Here is a 4,989-nt window from a genome sequence, read left to right on the forward strand (position 1 = left end):
ATCTGCATTTCTGGCAAGAAAAGAAGACTGCGACGATCGAGGTTTTCTCGATCGATGCCTTAAATATTACGGTGCTTATATTCCGCTCATCGAAGAAACTCCGTTCCATTACGAAGGAGAAGAAAACTTAGATTTTCAACAGTGGGAGTCGTGCGTGGAAAGAATGGATATCGCGAGCGGAGTATATAATTGGGGCTATTTCGATCGGAATGTACCAACAAGAGTTTCTTGAATCGCGATGTATCGCAGCCTTTCATCGCAATCGATTTTATGCCTCAATCTCGACTGACTTTAATTCCAGACTCTTCACCCAATTAATTACTGTATTGCAATCCACCCCCGTCTGACGTTCGATTTCGCGAAAGCCGATGCCCTGCGCGTGGAGATCGAGACACCTCTGTCTAACTTCTAGAGGATATCCTCTTTGCGTGTATCGATCGAGGAATTGCCGCCCACATCCTCTGCATATATAACGTTGCTTACCTTGTTGGCGACCGTTCTTCGCTATTCGATCGCTCTGACAGTCGGGACACATCATCAATTGATTAGACACTGGTAGTAAATGGTCGCCAATGTGGGGATTGAGATAGCCGTAGAGGACATCCTTGATTTCGGCATAGATTGCCTGCCGATATTTTTCATCTCTTCTGAGAGTATTCGGTACCAAACCCTGGACGATATTGTGAGCAACTTCCGACAGTAATTCACTTTTGGCTTCACTCAAATTAGGATTGCGTTGGCGATAAAAATTGGCATGTCTTTTGTATGAGATCGACTGGAGATTGGGAAGATCGGTCATCATGGTTTCCATCCCCCCGATCGGCTGTAAGTAATACTGGACGACGACACAGCGGGGAATTGGCTCCTCGAAATAGATTGCATAGGCATCGATATATTCACTAATACCTCGATCGAGTGGTCGATCGATCTTCTGAGCGAAAAAATCTGCCTCAATGCACTCTGTCAGCCGCAGATGCTCGACAAACAGCGCATTAAAAATTGCTAATTTATCAGGGAAAAATTGGTAAATCGAACCGACAGCGGTATTGGCTCGATCGGCTATTTGTTGGATCGTCGCCGCTGCAAATCCCGCCTCGGCAAAAACTTCCGCAGCGGCGATGAGAATCTTCTCTACCCGCTGTTTCCCGCGTTGTTGCTGGGGTTGACGGCGGAGAGTTTTGTCGCTTGACAAAGATGAGGACTTACTCATAAACTAACTGTGTCACAATTTGGAATAAATTGTTGTTATGAAGGATAAACTCAAGCCTGCTGAGATGATGCCTGGAAGCTTTGGATTGCCGTTCATCGGGCAGACAATTGGCATTCTCGCCAAACAAGAGCTATTTTATTGGCAGCAGTACCAACAGTACGGCAATATTTTCAAAATATCACTACCAGAGGCGATCGGCTTTGGCAAATGTGCTTGTCTGATTGGGCCAGAGGCTAATCAATTGGTGTTAAAAGATGCAGCCGACAAGTTATCATCAAGATTGGGAAATCGATCGCTCGAACCGATCGTCAGTAAAGATTTGGTATTGTTACAAGATGGCGTAGAGCATCGCGCCAGTCGCAAGCTGATTTTGCCCATATTTCACCATCAAGCGATCGCATCTTACTTTGACACGATTCAGGCAGTGGCGACAGCAACAGTGACAGATTGGGGCAAGCAGGGCACGATTAACCTGGAAGCCGAGATGCGAAAGTTGACACTCTCGATCGCAGTTCGGACTTTTTTGGGTAGCAACAAAACCGAAGAAATCGATCGAGTATCGCAGTGGTATGTCACGCTATTCAATAGCCTTAATGGAATGGTGAAGTGGGATAATCCCCTAACTTTTTACGGACGCGGACAAGCGGCGCGGCGCAAAATTGCTGAATATATTCGGCAGATTATTAAAGATAGAATCGAGCTGGACGATATCGAAAAATCTAAAGATGTTATCGGATTTTTGATGAGTATCGTCGATGAAGATGGTAATAAATTTACCGAAACCCAAATTATCAATCAAGCGATCGGATTTCTGTTTGCCGCCCATGAAACCACATCTAGCCTGATGAATTGGTTGATGTTTGAATTGGGCAATCGTCCCGAATGGCGGCAGCAATTACGCACCGAACTGCAACAGGTGACGGGTAACGAAGCATTAAAACTGCAACATCTTCGCCAACTTCCCCAAATGAGTAATGTGCTCAAAGAAGGCGAACGGCTCTATCCACCTGTTCACGCGCTGAGTCGTGCCGTGGTAGAAGATATCGAATATGCTGGTTACACCATTCCGGCTGGTTGGTATGCGATTATTTTTCCGAGCATGACTCATCGAATGCCAGAAATTTACAAAGATCCAGAGTCATTCGATCCCGACAGATTTGCGCCCCCGCGCGAGGAAGACAAGAAATATCCTTACTCTCTCATCGGTTTTGGTGGCGGTGCCCATAGCTGCATTGGGGTAGAATTTGCCAATATGGAGATGAAGATAATTCTCTCCACATTGCTACAAAAGTACGATTGGACGGTAACACCTACCCTTGCAGAGATTGCCCCAGTCCGCAAACCGTTTAGTATGCAGAAAAAGTTAACAGCAACATTTGTCTCGATCGATTTATTATATTAGCCGATCTCTGAAATTTGATTTCTAACATTCGATCGACATTAGGCAAGGAGGGTGTTACTGTTGCAACGAGTAATCGGACTCATCCATTCAAGGCTCGATTACGAGCCTACCCAATCTTAATTGGCGATCGGCTGATTTGTGTACCAGTTGATATTCATTTGTAGCAGCCAAAGTTGCCAGCGGGTTAGCAGAGCGCGAGCAAAGAAACGATCGCCTTCAGCAGCAACAATAGAGCGAAAGCCATATAGATTATTCTCATCATCAAACAGCGGAAATGCCCACAAAAGTTTTCCAGTTTGAAGATCGAGCGCAACTACTTGGGTTTGAGATACCTTTGGCTTAGTTACCTTGCGAAAGGTGAGGTATTGCCGATCGGTTATCGCCGCAGGAAAATCGCGCGTCAATCGATCGTCGGTGCTGAGTTGCGTTTGCCATCGGATCGCTCCGGTTTGAGTAGAGAGTGCCACAATGCGGCTATCCTCTCTACCAAGGCGGCTGCAATCGAGATAAACAGTCTCAGCATCTACTTGATACTTGTTGATATTCCTTTTATGACAATTGAGCTGGCTGGGCGTTTTTTGCCAGATCGTCTTTCTGGTACTGGCATCCATCGCTAACAGAGATCCCTCTGAGGTTGTTTGCGTCTTAACATCGTAGTGGTTGTAGTTGCCAATTAGCAACATATTTTCGAGTGGTTCCATCTGAAAAATACTGCCACCCTTAATGTCTTTACGGAACAGCGGCTGGAGAGTTTTGCTGTCATAAGCAATAACAGTAGATGTGCCGCGATTGTAGAATGTGTTCGGAGTATCGGCTGCCGATACTCCAGCGGTTTCGAGAAACACAGTCCGATCGTTAGTCGCGATAATGTGGCGCGTAGTTTCGAGCTTAGAAATTGTAATGGTTGCTTGCTGTTGCAGCTTGCCTGTTTTGGGATCGAGGATTTGAAGAGATCGCTTGTACCCACCGTCGAGATTCAGCATCGCTAATTTATCCGATCGAGCAACTAATCCCATTCCGTACCAGATACTCGGATGATAAAACCACCGCCGTGGCAGCGTCCATTGCTGTATTCCCGTTGCCAGATCGATCGATCGCAATTGGTTCTCAAGCTGGTGATAGAGGCGATCGTTTTGGATAATAGTGGCTTGATTTGAGGCGATATTATATGGCTCGTAATTGCCGCTAGGTCGATCGCTCCAGAGAAGTTTACCAGATCGAGCATCAAACGTCTGGATTTGATAAGCTCCACAGTTTTTGTCTGCCGTTTTTACACAACCATCGAGCACGACTTTACCATTGCCCGCGATTGGGCCTTTACTGTAGCCAAAATCATCTGCAAACGGGTACACCCATGTTAGTTTGCCTGTAGTACTGAGGGCAATCAGCGTTGGTTTGTGCTCGTCGGCGTAGCCCCAGCCGAACCAACCTGCCACAGCGACAGCCCCGCCCAACAATGTTAATTTCCAAAAGTTAGCTCTCAAAAACTGCATCTAAATGTCTCGATCGCAATCATAATGACAACTCCAAATAATTATAGTGTTTTCCGGAAATCTAGAAATTTAGTAGCTCTACTTCTATTCATTCACTTCCGGCATGTCTTCATCGTGAGTTGTAATGTACTAATAGCCTCGATTCTGTTGGTTGCGAATTAATTGCTTGACACTAGCCGAGAGGTTTTCGTTAGCATAAAAGTCAGATCGATGTCTACAGAGCAAAAATTTGTGGTGATGAATAATAAACTTAAGCCTGCGGAAATGATGCCAGGTAGCTTTGGATTGCCGATTTTTGGTGAAATAATCAATATCATCAGCAAGCAAGAGCTATTTTATTGGCAGCAATACCAGCAGCACGGCAATGTGTTTAAAACAGCCGCATTAGGATTCGGCAAAGCTGCCTGTCTAGTCGGCCCAGAAGCCAACCGCCTGGTTCTAAAAGAGCAAGCCGACAGGTTATCATCGCGATTGGGCAATCAATATCTCGCCCCGATCGTCAGTACCGATGCAGTATTACTCCAAGATGGCGAACCACATCGCACTAGTCGAAAGATGATTTTGCCAGTATTTCATCAACAGGCGATCGCCTCTTACTTCGATACGGTGCAGTCGGTGGTGACGGATGCTGTAGCTGATTGGGGCAAGCAAGGAACGATCGATCTCGATGCCGAATTACGCAAGCTCACGTTGGCTATCGTGGTCAAGATTTTTTTAGGCAGCGAAAAAACGGCAGAGATCCAACAAGTGAGCGAGTGGTTTACTACTTTAACCGGAGGTCTATACGGCCTCTTTAAGTGGGATACTCCCCTCACCCTGCATGGTAGAGGACAAGCTGCGCGCCGCAAAATTGCTAAATATATTCGGCAGGTGATGAGAGAAAG

The 4,989-nt window shown here is 46.0% G+C and carries 5 protein-coding genes; 3 read left to right on the forward strand and 2 right to left on the reverse strand.

What is annotated here, in order from left to right; genetic code table 11:
• The coding region (locus C7B77_RS30380; RefSeq protein ID WP_245894357.1) for a hypothetical protein at window positions 1–232 on the forward strand (232 nt) is incomplete at its 5' end.
• A 36-nt stretch (window positions 233–268) separates the two neighbouring features.
• On the opposite strand, the gene C7B77_RS23800 is transcribed toward C7B77_RS30380, so the two are convergent.
• Entirely contained in the window at window positions 269–1,210 is a 942-nt protein-coding gene (locus C7B77_RS23800; RefSeq protein WP_106310750.1) for a TetR family transcriptional regulator, read from the reverse strand.
• 37 nt (window positions 1,211–1,247) lie between these two features.
• Between C7B77_RS23800 and C7B77_RS23805 the strand changes: the two genes are divergently transcribed.
• A complete protein-coding gene (locus C7B77_RS23805) occupies window positions 1,248–2,612 on the forward strand; it encodes a cytochrome P450 (RefSeq protein WP_106310752.1) in 1,365 nt (454 codons plus the stop codon).
• A 116-nt stretch (window positions 2,613–2,728) separates the two neighbouring features.
• On the opposite strand, the gene C7B77_RS23810 is transcribed toward C7B77_RS23805, so the two are convergent.
• Window positions 2,729–4,105 carry an outer membrane protein assembly factor BamB family protein gene (locus tag C7B77_RS23810; RefSeq protein WP_106310755.1) on the reverse strand — a complete coding sequence of 459 codons (1,377 nt, stop codon included), beginning with the start codon at window positions 4,103–4,105 and terminating at the stop codon, window positions 2,729–2,731.
• Between the two features lie 210 nt (window positions 4,106–4,315).
• On the opposite strand from C7B77_RS23810, the gene C7B77_RS23815 reads away from it, so the two are divergent.
• Window positions 4,316–4,989 (forward strand): cytochrome P450 (locus tag C7B77_RS23815; RefSeq protein WP_245894358.1); only part of this gene is annotated, 674 nt, incomplete at its 3' end.

Source organism: Chamaesiphon polymorphus CCALA 037, from assembly GCF_003003845.1.
GTDB lineage: Bacteria > Cyanobacteriota > Cyanobacteriia > Cyanobacteriales > Chamaesiphonaceae > Chamaesiphon > Chamaesiphon polymorphus.